Origin of the sequence: Rhizobium croatiense, from assembly GCF_019793465.1 — a bacterium.
GTDB classification, from domain to species: domain Bacteria; phylum Pseudomonadota; class Alphaproteobacteria; order Rhizobiales; family Rhizobiaceae; genus Rhizobium; species Rhizobium croatiense.
The window spans coordinates 1-25,829 of record NZ_JAILYJ010000008.1; the positions used below are offsets into that span (position 1 = coordinate 1).

18 protein-coding genes and 2 pseudogenes are annotated in these 25,829 nt (G+C 63.1%); 11 read left to right on the top strand and 9 right to left on the bottom strand.

Translation table 11 applies throughout. The features are described 5' to 3' along the window. A pseudogene (locus K6M89_RS14335) lies at window positions 1–100 on the top strand (IS110 family transposase); the annotation flags it as partial. Window positions 101–314: 214 nt separating this feature from the next. On the opposite strand, the gene cckA reads toward K6M89_RS14335, so the two are convergent. After that, window positions 315–2,918: a cell cycle histidine kinase CckA gene (cckA, locus tag K6M89_RS14340; RefSeq protein WP_222139878.1), complete on the bottom strand. Its 2,604-nt coding sequence runs from the start codon at window positions 2,916–2,918 to the stop codon at window positions 315–317. Between the two features lie 304 nt (window positions 2,919–3,222). Between cckA and K6M89_RS14345 the strand changes: the two genes are divergently transcribed. Beyond that, window positions 3,223–4,251, top strand: coding sequence for a flagellar biosynthetic protein FliO (locus K6M89_RS14345; RefSeq protein WP_222139879.1), 1,029 nt, complete (start codon window positions 3,223–3,225; stop codon window positions 4,249–4,251). Window positions 4,252–4,659: 408 nt separating this feature from the next. Then, window positions 4,660–5,297, top strand: a pseudogene (locus tag K6M89_RS14350) (DUF1062 domain-containing protein). A 201-nt stretch (window positions 5,298–5,498) separates the two neighbouring features. Here K6M89_RS14350 and dksA read toward each other — a convergent pair. After that, the gene (gene dksA / locus K6M89_RS14355) at window positions 5,499–5,918 is read right to left on the bottom strand and encodes an RNA polymerase-binding protein DksA (protein ID WP_008525884.1); all 420 of its coding nucleotides are present in this window, start codon (window positions 5,916–5,918) and stop codon (window positions 5,499–5,501) included. 276 nt (window positions 5,919–6,194) lie between these two features. On the opposite strand from dksA, the gene K6M89_RS14360 reads away from it, so the two are divergent. From K6M89_RS14360 to K6M89_RS14375, 4 genes are all read left to right on the top strand, one after another. Next, window positions 6,195–6,689 (top strand): SixA phosphatase family protein, encoded by a 495-nt coding sequence (locus tag K6M89_RS14360; RefSeq protein ID WP_222139880.1) that lies wholly within the window; start codon window positions 6,195–6,197, stop codon window positions 6,687–6,689. 132 nt (window positions 6,690–6,821) lie between these two features. Continuing rightward, window positions 6,822–8,297 carry a YcjX family GTP-binding protein gene (locus K6M89_RS14365; RefSeq protein WP_222139881.1) on the top strand — a complete coding sequence of 492 codons (1,476 nt, stop codon included), beginning with the start codon at window positions 6,822–6,824 and terminating at the stop codon, window positions 8,295–8,297. Next, on the top strand, window positions 8,294–9,373 hold the full coding sequence (locus tag K6M89_RS14370) for a YcjF family protein (RefSeq protein WP_222139882.1): 1,080 nt from the start codon (window positions 8,294–8,296) through the stop codon (window positions 9,371–9,373). Before K6M89_RS14365 ends, K6M89_RS14370 begins: the two co-directional genes overlap by 4 nt. 210 nt (window positions 9,374–9,583) lie before the next feature. Next, window positions 9,584–10,135, top strand: a complete 552-nt coding sequence (locus K6M89_RS14375; RefSeq protein ID WP_064685405.1) for a hypothetical protein — start codon at window positions 9,584–9,586, stop codon at window positions 10,133–10,135. A 422-nt stretch (window positions 10,136–10,557) separates the two neighbouring features. On the opposite strand, the gene folK is transcribed toward K6M89_RS14375, so the two are convergent. Genes folK through folP form a run of 3 tightly spaced genes read right to left on the bottom strand, consistent with a single transcriptional unit; the run spans window position 10,558 to window position 12,300 of the window. Further along, window positions 10,558–11,076, bottom strand: coding sequence for a 2-amino-4-hydroxy-6-hydroxymethyldihydropteridine diphosphokinase (gene folK, locus K6M89_RS14380; RefSeq protein WP_222140062.1), 519 nt, complete (start codon window positions 11,074–11,076; stop codon window positions 10,558–10,560). Continuing rightward, window positions 11,069–11,434 carry a dihydroneopterin aldolase gene (gene folB, locus K6M89_RS14385; protein WP_009986496.1) on the bottom strand — a complete coding sequence of 122 codons (366 nt, stop codon included), beginning with the start codon at window positions 11,432–11,434 and terminating at the stop codon, window positions 11,069–11,071. The genes folK and folB overlap by 8 nt, the downstream gene beginning before the upstream one ends. Then, window positions 11,431–12,300, bottom strand: coding sequence for a dihydropteroate synthase (folP, locus tag K6M89_RS14390; RefSeq protein WP_222139883.1), 870 nt, complete (start codon window positions 12,298–12,300; stop codon window positions 11,431–11,433). The genes folB and folP overlap by 4 nt, the downstream gene beginning before the upstream one ends. A gap of 102 nt (window positions 12,301–12,402) precedes the next feature. On the opposite strand from folP, the gene K6M89_RS14395 reads away from it, so the two are divergent. Continuing rightward, the gene (locus tag K6M89_RS14395; protein ID WP_097605171.1) at window positions 12,403–13,029 is read left to right on the top strand and encodes a DUF922 domain-containing Zn-dependent protease; all 627 of its coding nucleotides are present in this window, start codon (window positions 12,403–12,405) and stop codon (window positions 13,027–13,029) included. Between the two features lie 415 nt (window positions 13,030–13,444). Here K6M89_RS14395 and K6M89_RS14400 read toward each other — a convergent pair whose 3' ends face one another. After that, window positions 13,445–13,765: a 2Fe-2S iron-sulfur cluster-binding protein gene (locus K6M89_RS14400; RefSeq protein WP_010029491.1), complete on the bottom strand. Its 321-nt coding sequence runs from the start codon at window positions 13,763–13,765 to the stop codon at window positions 13,445–13,447. Between the two features lie 287 nt (window positions 13,766–14,052). Then, window positions 14,053–14,436, bottom strand: a complete 384-nt coding sequence (locus tag K6M89_RS14405; protein ID WP_222139884.1) for an Hpt domain-containing protein — start codon at window positions 14,434–14,436, stop codon at window positions 14,053–14,055. Between the two features lie 464 nt (window positions 14,437–14,900). Between K6M89_RS14405 and K6M89_RS14410 the strand changes: the two genes are divergently transcribed. Both K6M89_RS14410 and K6M89_RS14415 read left to right on the top strand, forming a co-directional pair. Next, window positions 14,901–22,007, top strand: coding sequence for an apolipoprotein A-IV repeat region-like domain-containing protein (locus K6M89_RS14410; RefSeq protein ID WP_222139885.1), 7,107 nt, complete (start codon window positions 14,901–14,903; stop codon window positions 22,005–22,007). Window positions 22,008–22,112: 105 nt separating this feature from the next. Continuing rightward, entirely contained in the window at window positions 22,113–22,673 is a 561-nt protein-coding gene (locus tag K6M89_RS14415; RefSeq protein ID WP_222139886.1) for a cysteine hydrolase family protein, read from the top strand. 22 nt (window positions 22,674–22,695) lie between these two features. Here K6M89_RS14415 and K6M89_RS14420 read toward each other — a convergent pair whose 3' ends face one another. Beyond that, entirely contained in the window at window positions 22,696–23,214 is a 519-nt protein-coding gene (locus tag K6M89_RS14420) for a P-loop nucleotide/nucleoside kinase family protein (RefSeq protein ID WP_222139887.1), read from the bottom strand. 347 nt (window positions 23,215–23,561) lie between these two features. On the opposite strand from K6M89_RS14420, the gene K6M89_RS14425 reads away from it, so the two are divergent. Then, window positions 23,562–24,437: a D-alanyl-D-alanine carboxypeptidase family protein gene (locus tag K6M89_RS14425; protein ID WP_222139888.1), complete on the top strand. Its 876-nt coding sequence runs from the start codon at window positions 23,562–23,564 to the stop codon at window positions 24,435–24,437. A 29-nt stretch (window positions 24,438–24,466) separates the two neighbouring features. Here the strand turns inward: K6M89_RS14425 and K6M89_RS14430 are convergent, their stop codons facing one another. Beyond that, window positions 24,467–25,720, bottom strand: a complete 1,254-nt coding sequence (locus K6M89_RS14430; RefSeq protein ID WP_222139889.1) for a sensor domain-containing diguanylate cyclase — start codon at window positions 25,718–25,720, stop codon at window positions 24,467–24,469. Window positions 25,721–25,829 lie beyond the last annotated feature (109 nt).

Here is a 25,829-nt window from a genome sequence, read left to right on the forward strand (position 1 = left end):
CGGCAAGTCGAAGATCGTCGCAACTGTGGCTGCCATGCGCAAGCTGCTCACCATCCTCAACGCAATCATCCGGGACCAGAAAGCATGGCAAAACGCTTGACTTCCAAGACAGTCGCTCTGCCCTGCCCGGCATCTCCCCCACAGGTGGGGAGATGACAAGTGGCGGAACCTTCCCGCCACATCAACGTTTCGCCGAGCTGCGACGCTAATTGTTTTGGGGAAGCCCTTGCGTCTAGCCAATCTCCCCACCTGTGGGGGAGATGCCCGGCAGGGCAGAGGGGGGTACCACACGGCACGACCTCTCTGACCGCCCCTCACCCGTCCAACGTCTCCTTCACTACCACAGCCAGCTGTTTCAGCGAAAACGGCTTCGGCAGGAAGCCGAATTTCGCATCCGGCGGCAGGTTGCGGGCAAAGGCGTCCTCGGCATAGCCGGAGACGAAGATGAATTTCAGGTCTGGATAGTTCTTGCGCAGCTCACGCAGCAGCGTCGGGCCGTCCATTTCAGGCATGACGACGTCGGAAACGACGATGTCGACCTTGCCCTCGAGCTCTTCCATGATGCTCAGCGCCTCGACGCCCGAGCCCGCCTCATGCACGGTGTAGCCGCGCGTTTCCAGCATCCGCTTGCCGCCCCGGCGCACCGCCTCCTCGTCCTCGACGAGAAGAACAACGGCAGAGCCTGTCAGGTCCTCGGGCTGCTGCGCGGCAGGCGCCTCGGGAGGCGTGCCGACTGCGGCAATGGCGCTGTCGATCGCGCCGGCTTCGGCGGCAACCGCCGGCTCGGGGATATGGCGCGGCAGGAAGACGCGGAAGGTCGTGCCTTTGCCCACTTCGGATTCAGGCTGGATGTAACCGCCCGATTGCTTGACGATGCCATAGACCATGGCAAGACCAAGCCCGGTGCCTTTGCCGACATCCTTGGTGGTGAAGAAGGGTTCGAAGATCTTGTCCATGATCTCAGGCGCGATGCCGGTGCCGGTATCGGTGACCTCGACCAGCACCATGTCCTCGGCGGGCATGTAGGAATAGTTGAAGGCGGAGACCTCGACAGCCGTCAGATTGCGGGTGCGCAGCGTCAGCGTGCCGCCTTCCGGCATGGCATCGCGCGCATTGACGCAGAGATTGATCAGCACCTGCTCGAACTGCGACAGGTCGGTTTTGACGGGCCAGAGATCCCGGCCATATTGCACGTCGAGCTTGACGTTGGTGCCGGAGAGCAGCCGGTCGACCAGCATGCGCAGGTCGCCGACGACATCTGTCAGGTTCAGCACCGAGGGCCGCATCGTCTGCTTGCGCGAGAAGGCAAGCAACTGGCGCACCAGCACGGCGGCGCGGTTGGCATTGCGCTTGATCTCCATCAGGTCGGCGAAGCTCGCATCGGAAGGACGTGCCTGCAGCAGCAGATGGTCGGACGAAAGCAGGATCGCTGTCAGCACATTGTTGAAATCGTGCGCGATGCCGCCGGCAAGCGTGCCGACTGCGTTCATTTTCTGCGTCTGCGCCATCTGCGCTTCCAGTGCCTTCTGCTCGGTCACCTCGACCGCATAGACGATCGCTGCTTCCTCGGGCGCCTCGTCGCTCTGGTCGATGACGGCATTGACATAGAAGCGGAAATAGCGCGCCTCGTCAGTCGGCGTGCGGGTGTCGAGCGGCGCGATGTCGCCCTGCCGGTCCTTGGCCGCCGCCAGCGCCGCGGCCAGCTGCGGCCGGTCGCTCTCCTGCACGATGGTTTCGAGAGAGGGGGATTTCTCGAGATCGTCGCGCGACACGACGCCGGAGAACAGCTTCAGGAACGGCGCATTGGTGCGCAGAATGCGCCCTTCGCCATCAACCGAGGCAATCGCCATCGGCGTGTTGTTGAAGAAGCGCGTGAAGCGCATGGCGGCGGCCGAAGCGGACTGGCCGCTCTCGCTGCTCTTTTCGCGCGCCAGCACGATCGTCCGGCTTTCGCCGGGCGCGCCGTCGCGCATCGAGGTGACGCTGTGGATGATCTGCACCGGCAGGCTCTGGCCGTTGGTCTTGCGCAGGTCGAGATCGAGCGTCACGGTTTTCTTCAGGCCGGGTTCGGCCTGCACCGACTGGATCAGCGCCAGCCCCTCGCCCGCCACCAGGTCGCCGATCGACATCGAGCCCGGCAGGAACTTGGTCAGGTCGAGGCCCAGCCACTCGGCAAGCGTGGCATTCAGGTAGAAGATTTCGCCCTTGCGGCCCGCGGAGAAGAAGCCGGCGGGTGCGTGATCGAGATAGTCGATCGCGTTCTGCAGCTCCTTGAAGAATCGCTCCTGATCGTCGCGTTCGGCGGTGATGTCGGTGATCTGCCAGATCTGCAGCGGCTTGCCGCCATTATCCTCCTGATGCAGCAGCCGCGCCTTCAGCCGGTACCAATGCGCGCCCGAGCTGTTGGAGCCGGGGCCGACGGCGCGCAGCAGACGGAATTCCTCGCGGCCCTCCTTGCCCTCGCGCAGACCATTGACCAGCCGGTAGAGCGCCTCGTTGGACTCGCGATGGCGCGACAGCAGCGTTTCGAGCGTCTGCACCTCGGTCGCCTTGCGCGCGCCGGTCAGCGCGCCGTAGGCAGCGTTGGCATAGATGATCCGTCCCTTGTCGTCGGTGATCAGCGTCCCGTCCGGGTGGCTGTTGAGAAAGGCGCGCGCCAGGCTGTCGGACTGGTGCTGCGGCATCACCTCGATGAAGCCAATAACCGAGGACACCAGGAAGAAGATGCCGACCATGGCAAGCACGCCGAGGCCGCCGAGCACCATCTCGTTGTCGAGTGATCTTTTGAAGACGACGAAGGCGCCGGCTGCCGCGATCAGCACGAGCGCCAACAGGAGGATGCGCAAAACCGTGCCAGAACGCCCCCCACGATCCACAAGCGGTGCGTTATAATCGTCGGCCTGACGCGGTTTCGTCATGTATTCCTCGCATAAGCCCTTCCCGTTTCATAGCACGAACACGAAGCAGGAATCAGGCACTCTTTCCTTCTTAGCAATTTGCCACGCCGGCAAAAACACCGGTCACCGGCAAGACTGCTTGAATTCACAGGCTAGAGCGCCATCTGCCTGTCGAGCCGCCGCGGCTGCCCGTGCGCAAGCCGGCAGCCGTCATCCGGCACAATACGAAATCGCCTTCGTGCGCCACTGGACAGGACCTTCGGCCCTTGTTTAAGGAACGGAAAAGTCGTCAATATGTGCCGAATGCGAAATGGAGTGAGTGACTATGTTCGATGACCTTGTCGGAGCTTACGGCAGCCGTTTCCTGCTTGCGGCCGGTGGCGTCGGCCTGGCGCTTCTCCTGCTCATTCTGGCGCTCTGGCTGATTCGAAGCCGCGCCCCCTCGCCCTTCGTGCGCGGCGGCCGCAACCGTCAGCCCCGCCTGCAGGTGCTGGATGCGGCAGCCGTCGATAGCCGCCGCCGGCTGGTGCTGGTGCGCCGTGACGACGTCGAACATCTGATCATGATCGGCGGTCCGACCGACATCGTCATCGAAAGCCGCATCCTGGCCGAGGCGGCCGAACAGCCCGAAAGCGTCAAACGGGCGGAACCGGCGACGGAGCGGCCGGCAACAGTCCCGCGCCCCGAAACACCACCCGTTTCCGTAAGCCGTCCGCCGCTTGCAGCCCGTGCCGAGCCGCCCGCTGAACCCGCCTTCGCGGCCTCAGCCATACCGGAGCCGCGCCCGCGCCCCGAACCGCCGGCCCAGCCGGCCGTGCCGCCGCCGGTGGCCACCAGCCCGCTTCCGGCGGAGCCCGCGACGGCGCCGCTATCGGCCGAACGCGACCATTCTCCGCGCCCGGCTCCGCCCCAGCCGCGCCCGCCGGAACAACCGGTTGCCCCGCCGGTCGCGCAACCCGCGCCCTATCACGATACGGCGAGTGCCGCCGAAATCCTTGACGCCGCCCGCCAGCGGGTGCTGCCGCAGCAGCGCATCGACCCCGAGGTTTCCGCCCCCGACATGCCGGCGCCGCGCTCCGCACCCGCGACGACCGAGGACGAAGCGGCGCAATCGGCAGCGGCGATTCGCCGTGATTTCCAGCGGGTGCTGGAACAGGAGATGGCGAACAATCTGACGGCCGAGCGCATCGTGCCGGCCCCGGCAAACCAGACCCCGCGCCAGGCCGCCGCGCCGCAGCCCGCCAACCTGCCGCGCCGCGATCCCGAGCTTGCCCCGATCACCGGCGCCGACACGGAGCTGCAGAAGGAAGTTGCCCGCATTTTCGGCGAAATGAGCGTCAATCGCGACAAGTGACTGCCGCACCGGCGCAGGCGCGGTTGCGCGCATTCCTCACCTCATCATGAAGTTGCAGAAATGCCGCAATGCCGCGGCTTCTCGGTCCTGGAGCTCTTCGGGCCTCCCCACCGCGTCGATCATTTGTTATCAATGGACGCGAAGAGCTTTGGCGCATCGAGGTCACACTTTGCCTAAGTAAATACCGGTCTCACCCCAGTTTCACCCGTAGTGCCGCAAAGCGAGACGCTGGCGGCATGCGACCATGTTCATCGGGTGGTGGCGAGAGACCGGTTTGGCATTGTTACAATGTGCCATGTGCAGCTCCGCTGCTCAGCTCTTCAGCCGCCCACAACATAGCCACACCGCGCCCGCAAGGGTTTCTCCTGCACCATCTTGGTGGACTTCCGAACGGAAGACCAAGACGATATGTGCAAGACGCTTCGGGTCCGATGGACCATCATCCCCAAGACAGCGCCCCAGCCATGGATTGCGTGTGGCGGATGCGGAGGCCTCAGAGCTTTCCGATCCAGCGGCAAGATCCGGTTGAATGCCAACGGTCGCAAGCTCGACGCCTGGCTGATCTACAAATGCCTGATCTGCGAAAGGACATGGAACCGGCCGATCTTCGAGCGCGCCGGTCTCTCCGCGACATCGATCCGTTGACGCTCGACGCGCTGCAGTCCAACGACCCCGATTGGGTTCGCGCGGAAACCTTCAATCTCGATGGGCTGCGGCGCAAAGCACAGCGCGTTGACGAGTTCGCCGAATTCGACATCGCCAAGGAGATACGGCACGAGAGCGCAGGCTGGACAAGCCTGGAAATCGAACTGACAGCCCAGTTCGCGACAAACATACGGCTGGATCGGCTGCTGGCTGGGGAGTTGAAAATGTCGCGCTCGCGCCTGCAGGCTCTGCACGATCAGGGTCTATGTCGAACGGACCCCGGCGGGGCAGACATCATGCGGCGGCGGGTCAGGAGTGGCACCCTCCTCACGATCGATCTCGCCATGGAGGCAGAGCGGGAGCGACTGTGGAAACCTCTGGCGGCAGGTGGCCCGCTCTAAATGCATGTCGTCCGGAAGTGTGCAGCGATTCCGGGACGACGACACGCATAAAACAAAGGCCGATGCGCGTCGCTTGAATCAAGTTGATGCGACGCGCATTGATCGGCGGCGCACCAAGACCGATCGACAAGCCGGGAGTAGACAAAAAGGCGCCGCGATCAGATCGCGGCGCCCAATGTGTCTCTGCCTAAATCGAAAATGTCATTCGTCGCGGTAGACTTTTTCACGACGTTCGTGGCGCTCCTGCGCCTCGATCGACAGCGTCGCGATCGGGCGGGCGTCGAGGCGTTTGAGACCGATCGGTTCGCCGGTCTCCTCGCAATAGCCATAGGTGCCGTCTTCGATGCGCTGCAGGGCCGCGTCGATCTTGGAGATCAGCTTTCTCTGCCGGTCGCGGGCGCGAAGTTCGATCGCCCTGTCGGTTTCCGACGACGCCCTGTCGGCGAGATCGGGATGGTTTGCGCTTTCCTCGGCCAAATGGTCGAGTGTTTCGCGCGCTTCTCTAAGGATATCGTTTTTCCAGGCGACCAGCTTCGCCCTGAAGTAGGCACGCTGGTTTACGTTCATGAACTCTTCCTCTTCCGAGGGAACGTAATTGCTAAGATCGATCTTCTCACTCAACGCGATTCTCCTGAAGAACATCTCATCTGGGCGGGTGTATATCCCAAGCGCTAGCCGCGATTCAAGCCAAATACGACAGGTAAACAGATTTTTAAATCTGTTACAATTTTAAGCTAACGGTCTATTTTGTCATGCTTATTCCGGCTGCCGTTTTTGGCTTCGCCTTCAAAACGCCGTGTTGTCAGCCACGTTTTAGACAGTTGCGGCATGGCTGGCGATTGACGGCGGCTGACCGCAGCCGCTACTGAAAAGACCCGCCCGATCCTGGATTTGCCCATGACCGTACCGCTGCCTCCGCCCCACCGCATCTATCTCCTGCGTCATGCCCAGGCCGCTGCGGCCGACCCCGGACAGCGCGATTTCGACCGGCCGCTCAGCAAAAAGGGCTACGGCGATGCCGAGATCATCGCCGACAAGGCAGCCGACAAGGGCTACCGTCCGGATCTTCTGATCAGTTCGACGGCGCTTCGCTGCCGCGACACTGCCGACGCCGTCCACCGGGCGGTCGGCGTCGGACTCGACGTGCGCTATGTCGATGCGCTCTACGACGCCACCGTCGGCACCTATCTCGAAATCGTCGATGCGCAGGAGGCTGCCGCCGTCATGCTGGTCGGCCACAATCCGACCATGGAGCAGGTGCTGGAGGCACTGATCGGCCACAAGGCGATGGTCGACGCCCTTCCCCGCGGCTTTCCGACGGCAGGCCTTGCCGTCATCGATTTCGATGCTTCCGTCACCGCCTGGCGCCTGACCGATTTCGTTGTCGTCTGACATCGTCCGAGCAATTCGACGAGCGGCAGAAGTTTTCACTTTCCGCGGAAAACGGAAATGCGTTCGCGCCACTTCTTTTTCGCACAACGCCGCCTTCCTATATTGCCGGCAGTCAACAATCGGAATCGCGCCTTGCCGCCACGCCTGACCTCCCTTGCCGACGACGCCCGCATCGCCTTCGACAATCTCGCCGACCGGGCGAACGGCCTCGTCAATCCGACCGTGCGGCTCGGCGTCACCGGCCTCTCGCGATCCGGCAAGACGGTTTTCATCTCCTCGCTTGTTCACAATCTCCTGCATGGCGGTCGACTGCCGCTGTTCGAGCCGGTGCAATCCGGCCGCGTTTCCGCCGTGCGGCTCGAGCCGCAGCCGGATGATGCCGTGCCCCGCTTCCAGTACGAAGATCATATCCGGGCCTTGGTGAAGGACCGCATCTGGCCGGACTCGACCCGCGCCATTTCCGAGTTGCGCATCACGCTCGACTATCAGAGCGCCAGCGGCTGGAACCGGCTTTTCTCGCCCGGCCGGCTGTCGATCGATATCGTCGATTATCCCGGTGAATGGCTGCTCGATCTGCCGCTGCTCGGCAAGGATTATCGCACCTTCTGCGAGGAGACGATTGCGCTTGCGCAAACCGGCGTCCGCTCCGCGTTGTCGCAGGGATGGCTGGCGCTGACACGTGCCGCCGATATCAATGCCGGCGCCGACGAGATGATCGCCCGCGAGCTTGCCACCGCCTTTGCCGATTATCTCAAGGCCTGCAAGACCGACGAGCGCTCGCTCTCCACCTTGCCGCCCGGGCGCCTGCTTCTGCCCGGCGATCTCGACGGCTCGCCGGCGCTGACCTTCGCCCCGCTCGCCTTGCCGCCCGACGGCCGTCCCGATCGCGGCTCGCTCTGGGCGATGATGGAGCGACGGTACGAAGCCTATAAGTCGGTGGTGGTCAAACCGTTCTTCCGCGAACATTTCGCCCGGCTCGACCGCCAGATCGTGCTGGTCGACGCGCTGCAGGCGATGAACCGCGGCCCCGAAGCCGTCCAGGATCTGGAACGCGCGCTGACCGATGTGCTTGCCTGTTTCCGCCCGGGCACCAATTCGCTGCTCTCCTCGCTGCTCGGCCGCCGTATCGACCGCGTGCTGGTCGCCGCCACCAAGGCTGACCATCTCCATCACGAGAGCCACGACCGGCTCGACGCATTGACCCGTCGCCTCGTCGATCGCGCCATCGCCCGCATCGGCATGGCCGGCGCCGGCATCGATGTCATGGCGCTCGCCTCCGTGCGCGCTACCCGGGAGGCATCGGTCAAACGTGACGGCCATGACCTGCCCGTCATCGTCGGCACGCCGATGGCGGGTGAAACCATTGCCGGCGAGCGCTTCGACGGCCAGAGAAAGACCGCGATCTTCCCCGGCGATCTGCCGGAGGATCCGGAAGGCCTATTTGACCGCATCGTTTCGGGCGAGGCCGCTGGGACCCTGCCCGAAGTCAATGTCGTCAGGTTCCGCCCGCCGCATCTTGAGGAAACCGGCGGCGGCATCAAGCTGTCGGTGCCGCATATCCGCCTCGACCGCGCCATGCAGTTCCTGTTCGGAGACCGTCTCGCATGAGCAAACCCCCGTCCGATGTGCCGCGTCGCCCACCCGCCGCCTTCGCTTACGACGATGAGCCGTCCGAGCCGCGCGACAACGGCCGGCAGCAGCAAGGCCGGCGCAAACCGGAAAGCTTCTCGGAAGAGATCGTCTTGACGCCCGATGAGGAGGATCCCTTCATCAATCCCGACAGGGATATCGGCGCAGCACCGGTGGCCACGCCGCGCAAGCGGCGGACTTCCTTCGGCAAGATCGCCGCCGGTGCCTTCGGCATCCTGCTGTCGCTCGGCATTGGCCTCTGGACCGACCGGCTGATCCGCGATCTCTTCACCCGCGCCGACTGGTTGGGTTACGCAGCCCTTGGCGCGCTGGCGATCGGCATCCTCGCCGTGCTTGCCCTCGTCATCCGCGAGACCGCAGGCATGATGCGCCTTGCCGCCGTCCAGACGATCAAGGCCGAAGCGGAAGCCGCGATCCTCGAAACCCGGCCGGCGAAGGCGCGCGCCGTCGTTGCGCGCCTCACCACGCTGCTTGCCGTCAACCCCGAGACATCGAAGGGACGCGCGACGCTGAAGGCGACCGAGGGCGAGGTCATCGATCCCCCGCATCTGATCGGCTTGGCCGAACGAGAGTTGCTCGCCCCGCTCGACCGCAAGGCCCGCGCCCTCATCGTCAATGCCTCCAAGCGTGTGTCGATCGTCACCGCCGTCAGCCCGCGCGCCGTCGTCGATCTGTTGTATGTGCTTTACGAGGCCGTCCGCCTTATCCGCGCCATGGCGGAACTCTACGGCGGCCGCCCCGGCACGCTCGGCATGTTCCGCCTGCTGCGCGACGTGCTGGCGCATCTTGCCGTGACCGGCTCGATCGCCGTCGGTGACAGCCTCGTCCAGCAGGTGCTCGGCCATGGGTTGGCCTCGAAGCTCTCGGCCCGACTCGGCGAGGGCGTCATCAACGGCCTGATGACCGCCCGCATCGGAATCGCGGCGATGGATCTCTGCCGGCCGCTGGCTTTCCGCGCGCTGAAACGGCCGGGAATCGGTGATTTCATCGGCGATCTCACGCCCTCCATGTCACCGCGCAGCAACAATCCTTAATCGACGAAGCAATTCCGCGGCTTTCGCCTTCCCCAGCGTGAAGTTGTGAAAATAGTATCCGATTCAATACATTAGCGGCAGGGTATTGAAATCCGTACAGCATGGAACGCCTGTAATCCCTTGCATTTCGGCACAGTCGAAAGGAAGGATTAACCATTTTTCGGCAAAACTTGGCACCAGTTCGTGAGTGGTGTTTGCCAAGGAAAATCCATGTATTCGCGCAAGTTTCTCTTCGTATGCGGTCTCGCCGCCGCGGCATTGTCTCCGGTCGCAGATGTCGCTCCGGCAGCCACCGCCGCAACCCGTGACAAGGCCTTCTTCGAATCCGTCGCCGGCTCCTGGAAAGGCCCCGGCGAGATCGTCGCCGGCAAGTACAAGGGCACGAAATTCACCTGCAACCTAACCGGTGAACCGACCGGCGACAGCACCGCTGGCATCAAACTCGATGGCACCTGCCGCGTCGGCGTCTTCAAGCAGCCGATGACCGCTGTCATCTCGCAGTCGGGCTCCAGTTATAAAGGCAAGTTTCTCGACGGCGCCGCCGGCAAAGGTCTTGACGTCGTCTCCGGCGCCGTCACCGAGGATACCGTCGTGGTCGGCATCAACCGCTCCAAACTGAACGGAGCGATGATCGCCCGCATACGCGACGACAAGACGATGAACGTCACCGTTTCGGTCAAGGTCGAAAGCCAGATGATCCCTGTTATCGGCCTGACATTGACCCGTCAGGTCGACGAAATGGCCGTCGGCTCCATCCAGTAGACAGATCGCATGACGGATTTTCCTGAAGCGGCGGGTTTCCCGCCGTTTCGCGTTTCAGGATCCATGCTTAGAGCCCTTTCCTGGTTAGATTGAATCATTCTGTTGGCTCAAACGGAGTCGGATGGTCGACCGGCCGGCGCGCGTCGTAGCCCAGCTCTACGGCCAAGCCGGCCGGTCGAGCAGGCGACCCGTTTCAGCCAACCCTCCCGCAGATTTGCCGGGCAAATCTGTAAGACTTGGGAATCGCCGGACGCACTGATCGCTTCGCCGCGGCGAAGCGGTGCGGCCGGTGGGCCGGGCATCTCTAGCCAGGATCAGAGGCGATCGGCTCGGACGTACCTGGGGGTATGCCCATCGCAAATCGCCTCTGCCTTGACGAAAACCTGCTCCGGCAGAATGCTTCAATCTAACCAGGAAGGGCTCTAGGCGCTCCGCCACCAGTCGCCGCTGTCATCGGCGACCTCGATGCCGGTCACGTCGGCGTCGAGCAGCCAGTCGCTGACCGGCCGCCCCCTGACGACAAGGCCTGGGGCGATATCGGCAAGCGGCATCAGCACGAAACCGCGCTCTGTCATCCGCGGATGCGGCAGTTCCAGCCGCGGCGCGTCCTGGATGACGTCGTCATAGGTCAACACGTCGATATCGAGCGTGCGCGGCCCCCAGCGTTCGATACGCTCGCGTTTCATCGCGCGTTCGATCGACAGGCAGACATCGAGCAAAGCTTCCGGAGGAAGCCGGGTTTCGATGGCGGCGCAGGCGTTGAAGAAGAACGATTGGTCCGTCTTGCCCCAAGGCGGCGTGCGATAGAGCCGCGACACGGCGGTAACTCGACAATCGTCGTGCCCATCCAGCCTTTGCAGCGCCGCTGCCATCGCCTTCACCGGCTCGCCGATATTGCCGCCGAGGCCGAGGGTGGCTGATCGCGAGGCGGCCTCATGCAAAGTGCTCAACACTCACCTGCACGAAATCGAGCACGCCAGGCACCGGCGCGTTCGGCTTGCGCACCGTGATCTTCGCCCGCCGGACCTGCGGAAATGTCTCGCAGAGCCCCTTGGCGATATCGAGCGCCAGGGCTTCGATCAGGTAGCGCCGCTTGCCGGTGACGATCTGCTCGATCACGGTGAAAGCGATGCCGTAATTGACGGTATCGTCGATCGAGTCGCTTTTCAGCGCCTCGCCGGCGACGACATCGAGCTCGGCATCGACGAAGAAGCGCTGGCCGAGGAATTCCTCCTCGTCATGCACGCCGTGGCGCGCGAAGAAAGCGCAGTTCTGCAGCGTGATCGTGTAGGTGGTCATGTCGGCCGCTTCCTCTCGAATTCCTGGCGCGCATTGAGCATAGCATCGGCGACATCAAGCGCATCCCTGTTGATTGCGACATTGTGCACCCGGAAAACCGCAGCCCCTTGGAGGCGCAGCAACACGCTCGTCGCAGCCGTCGCCACGTCCCGGTCCGACGCATCCCGCCCGGTGAGGGTGCCGAGGAAACGCTTGCGTGAGGTGCCGGCAAGCAGCGGCAGGCCGAAGCGCGAAAGTTCGGAAAACCGCGCCATCAGTTCGAGATTCTCTTCCGCCGTTTCCTTGGCGAAGCCGAAGCCCGGATCGAGCACGATGCGATCTCTGTTGACGCCTGCTGCAGCGGCGATATCAAGCGACCGTTCGAGGAAATGCACCTGGTCGGCGATCACATCGGCAAGTTTGACCCTGTCGCGGCCGGTATGCATGATGCAGAGCCCCGCCCCTGTCGCCGCGGCCAGGTCCGCGATACCGCTCTCCTTCTGCAGTCCGGAGACGTCATTGATGATATGGGCGCCGGCGCTGACCGCAAGCCGCGCCGTCTCGGCGCGATACGTGTCGATGGATATCAGCGCCTGGGTGCGGCCGCGCAGTGCCTCGATGACGGGCAGCACCCGCGCCTGCTCCTCCGAAGGGCTGACCGATGCTGCGCCCGGCCGGGTCGATTCGCCGCCGATGTCGACAATCGCGGCACCATCGCTCACCGCCTGCAGCGCGTGTTCGACGGCGGCATCGACGGTTTTGAAGCGTCCGCCGTCGGAAAAGGAGTCCGGCGTCACGTTGATGATCGCCATTATGAGAGAACGACGGCCGAGTTCGATCTCCCGGCCATGGCCCACACGCCATAAACTGCCTTCGAGCCCTGTCACCAGACTTATCCTATTGATGACGAAAAAAGCCGCCATCCGATATTGCGCTTGCGGTGGCTATGCCCCAAGCTCCTGTCGATTTCAACATGGATTGCGTTCAGAATGCCGCTTGCAGTGCGTTATATGGTCCTTCCTGTCGCCTTTTCCATTGCCCTTTCTCTCAGCGGCCCAGCGGCAGCCGAAGTGATCGCAACGAAGAGCTATTCCTATTTCGACATCCGCGGCAAAACCGCCGAGGAGCTCGACCAGGAACTCAGCCGGCGCGGCCCGACGGCAAGCGGCTCCTCGGCGCGCCATCCCGGCGCCACCAAAATCCGCTTCGGCGGCGAGGCCACCTATATTCAGGATGACGGCCGCTGCCGCGTCGGCAACGTCAAGGTCACGGTCCACACCCAGATCATTCTGCCGCGCTGGAACAGCCGCCGTGGTGCCAGCAAGGAGCTGTCGATGATCTGGGACGCGCTGTCGAGCGATATCAAGCGCCACGAGGAGCGCCATGCCGAGATCGCCAGAGATCAGGCCCGCGCCATGGAGCGCGCTATCCGCGCTTTGCCGCAGCAGCGCAGCTGCGAGGCCATGCAGGAGCTCGTCTCCAACGAATCAGCTCGCGGTATAGAGGAGCACGATCGGCTGCAGGCCCGATTCGACCGGGTTGAAGCGGTCAATTTTCAGAAGCGCATGTTGCGATTGCTGAATAATCGAATCAACGGCCGAGCCGGCGGAAAATAAGGCTTTTTCAAGCTGGTTACGAGCAGAAAAACTTAGCTGCGCAACGAAACTTGTGCGAAATTTGCCCCCTCCCCAGCGTTTCAATGGTCATTTTTCATCCTGGCAGACTCAACCGGAACGCGTTAATATGAACACATTCGAAAGTTCAGCTACGGCATCTGGGCTTTCATCGTTGGGTTCTCCTGGCGCGTTCCGAAGCCGCGGATGTTCCTCCCTCATCCGTAGGTAATGCGCCCGCCTCGCCTCGCTCGCACCAGCGCGCGAGGCGTCTTTTTTGTGGTTATGGCAGCGAACGCGGCGAATGCCTGTCGCCCGGAAGTGTGCAGCGGTTCCGGGACAATGACATGCATAAAAACAAAAAGCTAAAGCGCATCGCATGAATCAAATTTGATGCGAGGCGCTTTGGGCGCCGGCCTTAGGCCTGGCGTTCCGGCACGTGCACGACGAGCCCGTCATAGGCGGCCTTCATCCGGATCTGACAGGAGAGCCGCGAGGTGGGGCGCACATCGAAGGCGAAGTCGAGCATGTCCTCTTCCATCGCTTCCGGCTGGCCAACCTTCTCCGTCCACTCTTCGTCGACATAGACGTGACAGGTCGCGCAGGCACAGGCGCCGCCGCATTCGGCCTCAATGCCGGGCACCGCATTGCGCACGGCATTTTCCATCACGGTGGAGCCTTGATCGACGTCGAGGTCGAAGCGCGTGCCGTCGAAGGCGACGATGGTAAGTTTGGGCATCAGCACTATTTCCGGTCTTGAAATGGGTGGGCGGCTTTACTTCCGACAATTCGACGCGTCAGTCAACATTCGGAAATTCGCCATAACCTCGCAGATCAGGCCGTCGCCCGCCGTCTTCAATGCGTCATATCGGACGTCGCAAAAAGACCCGTGGTTCCGCAATGGAACAACGGGCCTGCCGCATGATTGCTTAAGGATAAGATCATACCGCCATTCAAGCTGCCACAGCGTCGCTTGCGTGCCTGAATAGACGGGCGGCGCCGCGGCTCGAGCGAGCGCAAGAGCGATCAGCCGCGGCAGAGCTTCAGGATGAAATTCTCCGCGTCGAGAACGGCAGCGCCCAGCGCCGCCATCGTGCCGGCATCGCCGCCGGTCGCCTCGATGACTTCCGCCGTCTGCGACACGCGGAATGCGCCGACCGAACTTGCCGCGCCTTTCAGCCTGTGCGCGGCGGCCCCGACACGCACGGTCTCGCCGCTCGCAATATCCTGAAGGCAGGCGCGGGCTTGACGGGCAAACATCTGAAGGACTTCGATTTCCAGCGTCTTGTCGCCCATCGTCTGCTTTGCGAGATGAACCAGGTCGATCGGCCGGACCTTCGAGGGACAGGGTCCCTTTGCATTGTCCGGCGCCTCGAATACGATATTCAATGCTGCCATCTGGGCCGCCATTTGCCAATTCTCCCGTCTCACGTCGTCCGCACTTGCAACAGTTCTGCGTCAGGAGGGTGGCCATCACGTTAAATTCCGGCACAGCGGGCGCCGAAATCTCGGCGTATGGTTAATGTCCGTTAAATATCCCTAAATTATTGGTTTTTAAGCGGGGTCTAGGATTCAAAATTGTTAACAACGGGTTAACGAGCCGCAAATCTCAAGCCTTCATTAATTGTGTGAAGAGCCCAGATGTGTCACTACGATACTGGTGGAGCGGGTTTATGGTACGCGCCTTTGCCGAGTGAGTGGATAATGGTAGTGTTTTGATACCTTCCGTTTGAAAAAGCGGCTATCTACTCTGAAATAACATGCTTATCCGTCCGCGGTTGGGATGGAAGGCCGTAACGGCAAAGTTGTTCCGGGGTGAGGCGGAAGCCTGGGCAGCGCTGGCGGACCGGCCGACAGTAACGAGGCGTAACCGAATGGCGAATAACAAATACAATGAGTCGATAGAGGACAAGGCGTTCAAGGCATTGGACGAGGCGCTCCAGATCGATTTCGGCAAGGATAATGTGCCGTCTCGCCGCGGCGACGCGCCTGAGGCGCCGGAGGGGAATGTGTCTGATCCATCGAATGTGCGTAATCAGCAAGCCCAGGAAGAAGCGCAGCGCCGCAACCGCCGCGGCGCCAACGGCGAGCAGGCTTCCAGGGCTCCGGCCTTCGCACCCGCAAATGATGCCAGCCGCAATACGCCCGCCTCTATCCTGAAATCTTTCGACGGCGCCTCCAGCCGCTCGGCGATGCGCACCGCCACCCTGTTTTCCGTGCTCTGGGTGATGGCCGGCCTCGGCCTGATGTCGCTGCTTTACGCGCCGCAGATCTGGCAGATCCGGTCGCTGGCCGACCTCGTCGCCCTGCCCGGTGTCATTGCCGGCCTGGTCGGCATCATCATTCCGGTGATGATGTTCTACGCTTTCGCCATCATGATCTCCCGCGCCCAGGACATGCGCAACGCCGCCCGCTCCATGGCAGAGGTGGCATTGCGCCTGGCAGAGCCGGAAACCATCGCCTCCGAACGCATCATGACTGTAGGCCAGGCGGTGCGCCGCGAGGTCTCGGCCATGAACGAAGGCATTGAGCGCACCATCGCGCGCGCTTCCGAGCTGGAAACGCTGGTCCATTCCGAAGTCAACGCGCTGGAGCGTTCCTATGCGGACAATGAACTGCGCGTGCGCGGCCTTGTCCACGAACTCGGCTCCGAACGGGAGGCGATCGTCAATCATGCGGACCGCATCCGCACCTCGATCGGCAGCGTCCACGACCAATTGAAGGAAGAACTGTCGCTTGCGACCGAAGAGATCGCCGTGCGTCTCGCCACATCGGGCGAAGCCTTCGCCTCACTGATCGACACGCGCGCAGCGACGATCCTGGAAAAATCGGACAGTGCCCTGCAGTCGATGGGCAGCCTGCTCGCCGCCAAGACCGATAGCCTGCTCCAGACGCTCAACGCATCCGGCTTCGCGCTGGCCACCGAATTCGACAACCGCCTCGAAGCGCTCTCCGTCAACCTCAACGAACACGGCGAAAAGCTTCTCAGCCAGTTCGAGACGCGCGCCTCGACCATGGACAGCAGCACCGAGAAGCTGAACGCAGCACTGAACGAGCGCACGCACCAGCTCAACGAAATCCTGATCGCCCGCACCCGCGATATCAACGAAAGCCTGACGTCAGGCGAACGCACCATCGGCGGCACGCTCGACGACGTGCTGTCGAAACTGAACAGCGCGCTTGATGAAAAGGGCGCAAGCTTCCGCCAGAGCCTGCAGAGCACCGCCGACGACGCCGTCATGGATCTTGACCTTCGCTCCGGATTCTTCGAAGAGCGGCTGCAGACGACCGTCGCCCAGCTTTCAACTGCCTTCGATGAGCGCGTAGCCGAATTCACCAGCGCTTTCGACAAGCGCACCGGCTCGCTCGACACGAAGCTGATGGAAAGCCTTGCCCGCATCAACGAGACTCTGACCGGCGGCTCGGATTCGATCGACGGCATCCTTAGCTCCGGCATCGACCGCATCGGCTCCTCGATGACGGATCACTCGCTGGCGCTCGCCACCGCGCTCGCCACCAGCCACGAAGTGCTGGAAAACACGCTCGGCACCCGCAGCGAAGAAATCACCACCGCGCTAACCAGCCGCACCGGCGAGCTGACTTCGGCGCTGAAGAACGCGACGTCGGACATCGCGCTGGCGCTTGCATCGGGCACTTCCGACCTGCAGAACAATCTCCAGGCTCGCTCCGCCGAGTTCCGCGACACGCTGCGCACCACCACCACCGAGCTGACCGCCGCCGTTGCCGCCGGCACTGAAGAGGTGACCACCGCTTTCGGCGGCCGCGCCGAGGCGTTGAGCGGCGTGCTTACGGCACGCACTGCCGAAATCAGCGAGGCGCTCGGCGCCGCGCATGGACGCATCGACAGCGTCATGGCAGAGCGCGGCGGCGCGCTCGTCGACGCGCTGACCAGCCATCACGGCCGCTTCGAGGAAGCGCTGACCACCCGCTCCGACGCGATCATCAACGCTGTCACGGGCACCCACGACCGTCTCGCCGAAACGCTCGACGAGAAGGCCATGGCGCTTGCCATCTCCTTGAACGAGAGCCAGGCCCGGATCGAAGATACGCTCGAAACCCGCTCCGCCACCCTGCTGAACGCCGTTTCCGGCACGCATGACCGACTGTCCGAGACGCTCGACGAGAAGGCAATGGCGCTCGCCATCTCCTTGAACGAAAGCCAGAGCCGCATCGAGGACACGCTCCAAACCCGCTCCGCAGCCTTCCTCAATGCCGTGTCGGGCACGCATGAGCGGCTGTCGGAAACACTTGATACGAAGTCAGCGGCGCTCACGACGTCCCTCGACGAGAGGCACGCCCGCATCGAGGATGCGCTCGGGACACGCGCCGAAGCGCTGCTCAGCACGATCGCCGGCACGCGTGACCGCCTTGCCGAAACCCTCGATGAAAAGGCGATGGCGCTTGCCGTTTCCTTGAACGAAGGCCAGGCCCGCATCGAGGACACCCTGGAAACCCGCTCTGCCGCCCTGCTGAACGCTGTCTCCGGCACCCACGACCGCTTCGCCGAGACGCTGGACGGTAAGGCGTCTGCCATCGCCGCCTCGCTCAGCGAGACCCAGGCCCGTATCGAGAATACGCTCGAAACCCGCTCCGCCGCCCTGATGGATGCGGTTTCCGGCACCCATGACCGCCTCTCCGAAACCTTGGACGAAAAAGCGATGGCGCTTGCCATTTCGCTCAACGAGAGCCAGGCCCGCATCGAGGATACGCTGGAAACCCGCTCCGCGGCCTTGCTGAATTCCGTTTCCGGCACCTACGACCGCTTCTCCGAAACGCTCGACGAGAAGGCGATGACGCTTGCCATCTCGATCAACGAGAGCCAGGCACGCATCGAAGACACGTTGGGGACCCGCTCCGAGGCCTTCCTCAACGCCGTCTCGGGCACACATGAGCGTATCTCCGAAACGCTCGACCAGAATACATCGGCGCTCGCTGCTACCTTGAACGAGGGCCAACGGCGACTGCAGGATACATTGGAGACGCGCTCGGAATCCTTCCTCAACGCGGTTTCCGCCACCCATGATCGGCTGTCCGAGACACTCGACGATCGGGCGATGGCGCTGGCCATCTCGCTGAACGAGAGCCAGAGCCGCCTCGAGGAGACGCTGACATCAGGTGCCGATGCGATCACCAATGCGGTCTCCGGCACGCATGAACGCCTGAACGGCGTGCTCGACCAAAAGGCCAGCGCGCTGGCCGCTTCGTTGAACGAGGGCCAGGTCCGCATCGAGGAAGCTTTGGGGCACCGCACCGCCGCGATCATCGGCGCTGTGACGGCAAGCCACGACCGGCTCACCGATACGCTCGACGAAAAGACCATGGCGCTCGCCATTTCGCTCGACGACAATCAGAGCCGCTTCGACAGCGCGCTCGAAGCCCGCAGCAATTCCATCATGGAAGCCGTCGCCAGTGCCGAGGCGCGCGTCGCCGGCGCCTTTGCCGACAAGACCGATGCCATCCACAACGCCTATGCCGACAATCAGCAGCGGCTCGAAAATGCGCTTTCGCAGCATAGTGCAGCCCTCTCGGGCGTTCTCGATGCAGGCGGCGCCCGCTTCGAGGATCTCGTCGGCGGCTTGACCGGCCGCATCGAAGGCCGCCTGAGCGATGCCCATGCGCGGCTCGGAGGCCTTGCCGAGGAGGCCGCAGCGCGCATCGAGAGCGGACTGGATTCTGCCCATGAGCGCATGCGCACGACGCTTGAGGATCGCGCCAATGCCATCGATCTGTCGCTGAACCAGGCTCATAGGCTGATCAGCGATACGCTGACCGAACAGGCGACCAGCATCGGCACATCGGTGGCGACGAGCATCAGCATGCTCGAGATGTCGCTGGAAGACCGCGAGGTTTCGATCCGTCACGCAATCGATTCCGGCGCTCAGACATTGGAAGATCGCATGCATGCCGGCGCCGGTCAGATCGCTGGTCGCTTCCAGGAGGCGGCCAACACGATTTCGAGCTCCGCCCAGGGCCTTTCCGCCCATCTCGACCAGTCCGTCGCAAGCCTTGCGGGACGTCTTGAAGAAACCGGTTCTCGTATGGAAGCGGGCCTGACTGCCATCGAGAGCCGCATTCGTGACGGCGTCGGCGGCGTTGCCGACAAGGTCGAAGCGGCCAGCAGCCAGCTGTCCGGCGTGCTCGCCGACGGCATTTCCCGTCTCGGCGCGCTTGGCGACGACACAACCCAACGCATCTCGGCGACGCTCGAAGGCAGCGCCGCAAATCTCACCCAGGCGATCGACAGCCGGACCGCCAATCTGGCCGAGACGCTGGACAGCCGCACGACCACGCTGACCGGCGCCATCGAGGGCCGCACGGCAAGCCTCGGCGAAACCCTCGACCGCGGCAACGAGCGCATCGAGGAACGGCTCTCGACCATGGATCGCGCTTTGACCGTCGGCCTCGAAGCCGTCAATCGCACCATCGAAGGCAAGGCCGCCGGCCTCGCTTCGGCGCTGCGCAGCGCCGTGGCCGAAGCGGCCCAGGGAATGGAAGGCGAAGCGACGAGAACCACCGAACTGCTCGGCAAGACCGGCCAGCAATTCGCCGAGGATCTCAATGCAAAAAGCGACGAATTCACCCGCACTATGGATGAGCGTTCGTCGCAGATCGTCACCCGCGTCGCCGAAGCCCAGAACCGTCTGGCAAGCCAGGCCGCTGCCGTCGCCCAGACCTTCTCGGAAGCCGGCAACGCCATCGTCAACAAGGTCGCCGAGGCCGAGACGATCGTCGGCACGCAGGTCGATGCCATCTCCAAGGCGCTGTCGGATGCCGGCCAGTCTCTGGAAACACGCGGCGACGCCATCCGCTCGACGCTGTCAGGGGCCGGCAGCGAGATTTCCGCCACCATGGCGGATGTCGATCGGGCGCTCGAAGCCCGCAGCAACGCTATCCGCTCCAATCTCGAGGAGCGCGCCCGCGAGATCGATACGACCTTCTCCGGCATCGACCGGGCGCTCGAAGCGCGCGGCAATTCGATCCGCGCGACACTCGACGAGCGCACCCGCGACCTCAACTCGATGCTCGCTGGCCGTTCGGTCGAATTGACCCGCATCCTCGACGAAACCGCCCGTCCGATCATCGACCGCTATACCGATGCCGGCGAGCAGGCCGCCGCCCGCATCACCGCCGCCGCCAACCTCAGCGCCGACCGTCTGCGCGCCGAAAACGAAGCGCTCGCCAGCGCGGTTGCTGCCCGCACAGAGAATGTCGCCAATGCCGTCAGCGCCATCGAGAACAGCTTGGTCGGCAATGTCAACGGTCTGGTCCAGCGCATGTCGGAAAGCAGCGCGGCGATGGCCATGATGATGAACCGCGCCGCCGAGCAGCTGACGAGCGTCGACGGACGTCTCGGGGAAACCACGACGCGCTTTGCCGACTCCGCCACCAAGGCCGCCGAAATGGTCAATGCCTCGACCCGGCTTCTCGAAGGCAAGGTCGACCGCCTCTCCGACATATCGGGCCAGACACTGGCCCAGGTCGGCGGCATCATCGGCCGTTTCGACGAACATTCCAAGGTTCTGACTCAGGCCTCGCAGCTTCTGGGTGCCGCCCAGTCCAACCTTGCCTCGACGCTCGAGGAGCGTGAAGGCGCGCTGCAGGCGCTCTCCGTCAGCCTGGTCCAGCGCTCCGCCGAGATCGAAAAGACCATGCAGGGCCTCGGCGGCATGATCGAGACCGTGTTCGAGCGAGCCGAGCAGCGCTCCAACCAGGTCACCGGCAATCTGCGCCAGGGCGTACAGTCCTCCTTCGCCGATATCGGCCGTATTCTGACCGAAACCGAAAAGCGCGCCCAGGAAGCGGCCGAGACGATGCGCGAGGCGATCACCCGCGCCGGCGAGGAAGCCAACACGACGATCGACGGCACCTTCGCCAATGTCGAGCGCCGTTCCGGCGACCTCTCCAACCGTATTCGCGGCGGCCTCACCGCCTCGTTGTCGGAAGTCGAGCGCATGCTCGGCGAGGCCGGCCGCGCCTCCGACGGTGCCGCTCAGCACATGCGCGAATCGCTGCGCGAGGCGATCGAGGATGCCGTCGGACGCTTCTCCGGCGCCACCGAGGATATCCGCCGCTCCGCCGCCGACATCCGCAGCGAGCTCGACGCCACCCGCGCCGAACTGAAACGCGGCGCCTTCGACTTGCCCGAGGAAGCCAAGGAAAGCGCCTCGGCCATGCGCCGCGCCGTCGCCGAGCAGATCAAGGCGCTTCAGGATATTTCCCAGCTCGTCGGCCGCTCGAGCCAGCAGCTTGAAATCTCCCAGCCCGTCGCCCGCTCGCTTGCCCAGGTACAGCCGGCGCCGCGCCCCGCTCAGCCGGTCGCAGCTCAGCCGCCGCAGCCGGCGGCACCGCCGCCGATCGAAGCGACGGGCCTGCGTGGAACGATCGCGCCGTCGGCTCCGGCCGTCGCCGCTCAGCGCGCCGCCCCGCAGCCGGCCCCCGCCCGCCAGGACTCAGGGCGCCAGGAACCGGCGCGGGAAAGCGGCGGCTGGATCAGCGATCTCCTGCGCGGCGCATCCCGTGACGAAGCCGCCGAGGAGGCGCCTGCCCGGGCCCCGGCCCGGCCGGCGGAAACCGCCGCACCGGCCACGCGCAGCAACGACAGCCGCAATCCGCGCCATGTCGTGGAATCGCTGAACTCGCTCTCGGTCGATATCGCCCGCGCCATCGACCACGATGCCTCGGTCGATCTCTGGCGCCGTTACCAGCGCGGCGAGCGCGATGTTTTCACCCGCCGCCTCTACACGCTGAAGGGCCAGCAGACCTTCGACGAGATCAAACGCAAATACGACCGCGAACCGGAATTCCGCACCGCCGTCGACCGCTATATCGGCGATTTCGAAAAACTGCTTGCCGACGTCGCCCGCACCGACCCGAACCAGACTGTCACCCAGTCCTACCTCACTTCGGATACGGGCAAGGTCTACACCATGCTCGCCCACGCAGCGGGCAGGCTCCGCTAGAAGCCTGGCCGACGCCTTGGACCTGGAGCCGCCTGAACCTGTGTCAGGCGGCTTTCACTTATGATGCCGACAAGATCTGCTCCCTATTCCCGGAACCGCGAACGAATGACCAAGGCCCTGCTGATCATAGACGTGCAGAATGCAATTCTCTTCGGGAAGGCCACGCCCGAGCGGCAGTCTCAGGTCGATTCTGCGCTGGATGAGACCGTCGCTCGGCTTGCATCGCTTCAGGAAAAGGCGCGACAGGCCGGCGCGCCGGTCGTGCTGGTGCAGCATGACGGCGGCAGCGGCCATCGATTGGCCGTCGGCACGCCCGGATGGGAACTGCGCCAGGAGATTGCGCCGAGACAAGGCGAGATCGTCGTGCGCAAGCAAAGTGCCGATTCTTTCTTCGAGACCGATCTTGCCGAACGCCTGAATGAACGGGAGGTCACGCACCTCGTGGTCGGCGGCTGCATGTCGCAATTCTGCGTCGACACGACCGTCAGGCGCGCCGTTTCCCTCGGCTATGACGTGACGCTGGTGGCGGACGGCCACACCACGGGCGATACGGCAACCCTCACCTTCTCCGAAATTGTCGCCCACCACAACGAAACGCTCGACGGGTTCGACGCGGGCAAGGCGGCGGTGGAAATCCGCCCCGCGGCCGACATCGCCTTTTCATAAAGCACCGTAGCAACAGCCGATTTCAAATCGGAAGCAGGCGCTCGGTCCTCAGCTTGACGATCAGCGCCTCGACGATCTCTGGCACATCCCTCGCAGCCGTATCGACAATGATCGGTGTCTGCCCCCAGTCGTCATATATTCGCTCGACGACTTCCTGCCACGTTGGTTTAACCAGACCTTCCACATCCGTTTTCCGCGTCTCGACCCGGCGGCGATGTTCGGTCTTGTCGGAACAGATCACCTCGACCTCGGCCGCAATCACGCCGGAGCGTGCAGCGACCGACAGCCAGGCCTCGCGGGTTATTGTCAACGGGTTGACCGAATCGGCGATCACCATCCTGCCGAGCGTCAGATTATCCTCCGCAATGCCGTAGGCGACGACATAACCCGCCGGGCCGATGTGATTGGAAGGGTCACCCGACGCTCTGATCGCCTGCTCGATCGTATCGACCCTCACATGCACGGCTCCGAGCCGTCTCGCGAGGGCGCGCGCAATCGTCGTCTTTCCACTACCCGGCAAGCCGCCGAAGATCACCAGCATGCTCTCTCACCGTTTTTGAATATGCGGCAGCGAAGCCGGACCGACTTGTCCGGCTTCGTCCATCGCTTCCTTGTAGAGGAGATGCATGGCAACACAAGCAGAAGCAGTCACCCGTTGCAACCGGGGCCATACGGTCCCGGTTTCCGTCTTTTACCGATCGGCTGCCATGTCCCAATTGTAAACGCAGCGATCGAGACCGATGGCGAAGACGGCAACGCAAAAGGAATCAGCTGTGGATAGGGCGTTTTAATTGCCGCCTGTCCTTCATTTCGTCACAAACTTTCTTGATCGGCTTGCGTTTAGCCAACAGCTCACCCGACCGTCCAAAGACAGAGACAGTAATACCGATGACCAAGACGATCTCCCGCCTCCGTGCCGCCGCGCTCTCGTCCGCCCTGCTGATGGGCGCGTTCGCCGAAGCTGAGGCCGGCCAGGCAAGCTTCGTCGTTGATGCGCAGTCAGGTCAGGTCCTTGAAGCCTCCCATCAGGACGATCTGAACTATCCGGCGTCATTGACCAAAATGATGACGCTCTATCTCGCTTTCGAGGCTCTGCATGAGGGACGCCTCACATGGGAACAGAAGCTCACCATGTCGGAAAATGCCGAGAGCAAGGAGCCTTTCAAGCTTGCCGTCGGCGCCGGCCGTCAGGTGACGCTGCGTGAAGCGGTCGAAAGCATCGTCGTACTGTCTGCCAACGACTCCGCCGTGGCGATCGCCGAACAGCTCGGCGGCTCCGAACAGGCTTTTGCCAGAACGATGACCGACAAGGCGCGGCAGCTCGGCATGGAGGATACGGTCTTCAAGAACCCCTCGGGCCTTCCTGACCCCGAGCAAGTTACCACCGCACGTGACATGGCCACGCTCGGCGTTTCGCTGATGCGGGACTTCCCGGAAGAGTTCAAGCTCTTCTCGATGCGTGGCTTTCAGTTTAGAGGCATGAAACTGCGCGGCCACAACAATCTCATGTATCGCTATGACGGCGTCGACGGCATCAAGACGGGCTATACCGATGCATCCGGCTACAATGTCGTGACGTCGGCATTGAAGGACGGACGCCGCGTGGTCGGCGTCGTCATGGGAGAGAAGACGGCAAGCCTGCGCGACGACAAGATGGCAGGTCTGCTGGACAGCGCGCTGCCGTCGTCATCGACCGCCACGGCTTCCACCACACCGGGCACCCAGCCCGGAGCGACGATGACGGATACGCAACCGACCAAGTAGGCTCACCGGCTGCGCAACGTGCCGCCGGTCTATCTGAACGCCACTTCCAGATGTTGGCGGTCTTGCGCGATCACCCTGCAATTCGTTTCGAATCCTTCCCCTCTGATGGCAAGAACGAATTCGGAAGGGATCCCGGCCGTATTGGAAACTGAGATACCGGCACTCTCCGAGCCGATGGACTTGACGGTGCAGTCGATGGTCGAGTGCTGATCGTTGAACAGGATCAAACCCGCCTTCAGCACCCGCCGTCGAGCGCCCATGGCATGATCCGCGTGTATGGAGCTCCACGACACGCAGCGGTTCCGCCCGCCATGCTTGGCCTGATACATTGCGGCATCGGCCTGAGCCAACAGCGTCTCGATATCCTTGCTGACAATCGAAAGCGCCGACGTTCCGAGGCTGGCTGTGACGTTCAGCGCGCCATGATCACCGCGGATCGTCTTCGAAGCAATGGCAGCTCTGAGTTTTTCGGCGACGGCTAGGGCACCTTCCCGATCGACATGTGGAAGGATGACGGCAAATTCCTCGCCTCCGAGACGGCCGAACAGATCGCCGGCGCGAAGGATCGTCTTGCAGGTGGATGCCACCGCCTTCAGCACCTCGTCACCCGCAGCATGCCCGTGCGTATCGTTGACCTTTTTGAAATGGTCGATATCGAAGACGATACACGACAGGTCATGCTGGTGCCGCAGAGCGAGTGAAATGAGTTGATCGGCCTCCTGCTTGAAAGCGCGCCGCGTCATCGCCTCGGTGAGGCTGTCGGTGGCTGCCGACTGTAAGAGCTCGATGCGATCCATTGCCGCCCCCGTCAGCTCTTCGAGAATGCCGAGATCCCGGCTGCCGAACGATCTGGGCCTCCGGTCGATCGCACATACCGTTCCGATCATGTGTCCGGCATTGGTTCTCAGCGGCACCCCGGCATAAAAGCGGATATGGTCCTCGCCTGTCACAGCTGGATGCTGCGAAAACCGCGAATCCTTGGTGGCGTCCTGCACGACGATCGGTCTTTCGCAGTCCAATACGTAGCGGCAGAACGTGTCTTCGCGCGCCACCTCGTCAGCCGAAAGTCCGGAGCACGCCTTGTACCATTGCCGGTGCGCGTCGATCAGGGACACGATGCCGATGTCGACGGAAAACACTTCTTTTATCAGACGCACGATCCGCTCGAAGCCTGGATCCCTTGGGGTATCGAGCAGATCGAGGCTCTGCAATGCAGCCAGGCGGTCATTTTCACGCTGGATCGCCTCTGCCGACGATTTCCCGAATACTCGCGCAACCACCATGCAGCACTCCTCCTGAAAGGGACTATAATGCGTTGCACGAATTTATGAAAAATTGAATACCACGGCCGTCCCGACGTTAATAATTAGCAATTCCGCGCGATGGGCCGTC

What these genes read in the sequence shown, in the direction of transcription:
- K6M89_RS14370 (WP_222139882.1), top strand. Translation starts at nt 8,294, where the DNA reads ATGAGCAAACCCCCGTCCGATGTGCCGCGTCGCCCACCCGCCGCCTTC.
- cckA (WP_222139878.1), bottom strand. Translation starts at nt 2,918, where the DNA reads ATGACGAAACCGCGTCAGGCCGACGATTATAACGCACCGCTTGTGGAT.
- K6M89_RS14395 (WP_097605171.1), top strand. Translation starts at nt 12,403, where the DNA reads ATGCCGCTTGCAGTGCGTTATATGGTCCTTCCTGTCGCCTTTTCCATT.
- K6M89_RS14410 (WP_222139885.1), top strand. Translation starts at nt 14,901, where the DNA reads ATGGCGAATAACAAATACAATGAGTCGATAGAGGACAAGGCGTTCAAG.
- K6M89_RS14345 (WP_222139879.1), top strand. Translation starts at nt 3,223, where the DNA reads ATGTTCGATGACCTTGTCGGAGCTTACGGCAGCCGTTTCCTGCTTGCG.
- folB (WP_009986496.1), bottom strand. Translation starts at nt 11,434, where the DNA reads ATGACCACCTACACGATCACGCTGCAGAACTGCGCTTTCTTCGCGCGC.
- K6M89_RS14430 (WP_222139889.1), bottom strand. Translation starts at nt 25,720, where the DNA reads ATGGTGGTTGCGCGAGTATTCGGGAAATCGTCGGCAGAGGCGATCCAG.
- K6M89_RS14360 (WP_222139880.1), top strand. Translation starts at nt 6,195, where the DNA reads ATGACCGTACCGCTGCCTCCGCCCCACCGCATCTATCTCCTGCGTCAT.
- K6M89_RS14420 (WP_222139887.1), bottom strand. Translation starts at nt 23,214, where the DNA reads ATGCTGGTGATCTTCGGCGGCTTGCCGGGTAGTGGAAAGACGACGATT.
- K6M89_RS14425 (WP_222139888.1), top strand. Translation starts at nt 23,562, where the DNA reads ATGACCAAGACGATCTCCCGCCTCCGTGCCGCCGCGCTCTCGTCCGCC.
- K6M89_RS14400 (WP_010029491.1), bottom strand. Translation starts at nt 13,765, where the DNA reads ATGCCCAAACTTACCATCGTCGCCTTCGACGGCACGCGCTTCGACCTC.
- K6M89_RS14415 (WP_222139886.1), top strand. Translation starts at nt 22,113, where the DNA reads ATGACCAAGGCCCTGCTGATCATAGACGTGCAGAATGCAATTCTCTTC.
- K6M89_RS14375 (WP_064685405.1), top strand. Translation starts at nt 9,584, where the DNA reads ATGTATTCGCGCAAGTTTCTCTTCGTATGCGGTCTCGCCGCCGCGGCA.
- K6M89_RS14405 (WP_222139884.1), bottom strand. Translation starts at nt 14,436, where the DNA reads ATGGCGGCCCAGATGGCAGCATTGAATATCGTATTCGAGGCGCCGGAC.